Below are 1,899 nucleotides of genomic sequence, written 5' to 3' on the forward strand. Positions count from 1 at the left end.
CGGCGGCCGGATCGTCGGCCCGCCCGTCCGAGGAGGGACACTTCGATGGGGGAGAAGGTCGTGGCAGGGCAGTTCGACCTGTCCGATCGCCAGCGCTACCGCGAAAAGCTCCAGAAGTGTCTGACGGGGCTGGAGCGGCTGCTGAGCGAGAAACGATTCGATCGCCCGAAGAACCTCATGGGAGTCGAGATCGAATTGAATCTCGCCGGGTCCGACGGCATGCCCAAAATGTTGAACGGGCAGGTACTGGAGCGCATCGCGAGCCGCGACTTCCAAACAGAACTCGCCATGTTCAACCTGGAAGTCAACATAGCCCCACACCGATTGGGCGGCCGGGTATTCGACCGGCTCGCCGAGGAACTGCGCACCTCGCTCGCCTACGCCGACCGGAAGGCCCAGGAGGTGGACGCCGGCATCGTGATGATCGGCATCCTGCCCACCCTCGACCGGGACGACCTGGTCTCCTCCAACCTCTCCGAGGCCGACCGCTACACCCTCCTCAACGACCAGATCGTCGCCGCGCGCGGCGAGGACTTCCGGCTCGACATCGAGGGTGTGGAACACCTCGTCTGCACCTCCAAGTCGATCGTGCCCGAGGCCGCCTGCACCTCCGTACAGCTGCACCTCCAGGTCACGCCCGCGCGGTTCGCCGACGTGTGGAACGCGGCCCAGGCGGCCAGCGCCGCGCAGATCGCCGTGGGCGCGAACTCGCCGTTCCTCTTCGGGCGTGAGCTGTGGCGCGAGTCCCGGCCCCCACTGTTCCAGCAGTCCACCGACACCCGGCCGCCCGAGCTGCAGGCGCAGGGCGTACGGCCGCGGACCTGGTTCGGCGAGCGGTGGATCTCCTCCGCGTACGACCTGTTCGAGGAGAACCTGCGCTACTTCCCGGCCCTGCTGCCGATCTGTGACGACGAGGAGCCGCTGGAGGTCATCGAGGCCGGCGGGGTGCCCAAGCTCGCCGAACTGGTCCTGCACAACGGCACGATCTACCGCTGGAACCGGCCGGTGTACGGCATCGCGGACGGCGTCCCGCACCTCAGGGTGGAGAACCGGGTGCTGCCGGCCGGGCCGACCATCACCGACGTGATCGCCAACGCGGCCTTCTACTACGGCCTCGTCCGCGCCCTCGCCGAGGACTCCCGGCCGGTGTGGACGCGGATGCCGTTCGCCGCGGCGGAGGCGAACTTCGACGCGGCGTGCCGGTACGGCATCGACGCGCGCTTCGTCTGGCCCCGGCGGGGACGGTACGGCGGCACGGGCGAGGTCGACGCGGTCACGCTGGTCCGCGACGAGCTGCTGCCGCTCGCGTCGGCCGGGCTGGACGCGTGGGGGGTGGAGGCCGCCGACCGTGACCTCTACCTGGGCGTCATCGAGGAACGCTGCCGGCGCCGGGTCAACGGAGCGGCCTGGCAGGCGGCCACCTTCCACCGCGCGCTGGAACGCGGGCTGTCCCGCGATGCCGCCCTGGCGGCGACGACGCGACGGTACGCCGAGCTGATGCACGTGGGCGAGCCGGTGCACATGTGGCCGGTGGGGTTGCCGGAGCCGGTGCCGCTGGGGTGACGAGGCTCGCCGCCGAGTCGCCGACTGTGGTGGGGCGGGCGGTGGAGCCGAGCCGTGAGCTGAGGTGGGCACCGGGGACGCGCTGCGGTGGGACGGGCTGCGGTGGAAAGAGCTGAGGTGAAAGGGCTGCGGTGGGACGAGCCGTGGCCGGATGAGCCGCGGTGAAAGGGCTGCGGTGGGACGAGCCGTGGCCGGACGAGCCGCGGTGAAACGGCTGCGGTGGGCTGATCGCCGTGCAGACCGCCGATCCGCGCCGTCCGGGGTGAGCGCCGTTGCAGCGGACACAAGGACGGCGGAGAAGAAGGCGCGGCGGGGAAGAAGGCGCGGCGGGGAAGA

At 70.7% G+C, this 1,899-nt stretch carries 1 protein-coding gene; it reads left to right on the forward strand.

All coding sequences use genetic code 11. The features are described from left to right. The first annotated feature begins 45 nt into the window (after positions 1 to 45). Positions 46 to 1,563: a glutamate--cysteine ligase gene (locus CCN44_RS36355; RefSeq protein WP_086702911.1), complete on the forward strand. Its 1,518-nt coding sequence runs from the start codon at positions 46 to 48 to the stop codon at positions 1,561 to 1,563. Positions 1,564 to 1,899: the final 336 nt, after the last annotated feature.

The organism is Streptomyces tricolor (assembly GCF_002155905.1).
GTDB lineage: Bacteria > Actinomycetota > Actinomycetes > Streptomycetales > Streptomycetaceae > Streptomyces > Streptomyces tricolor.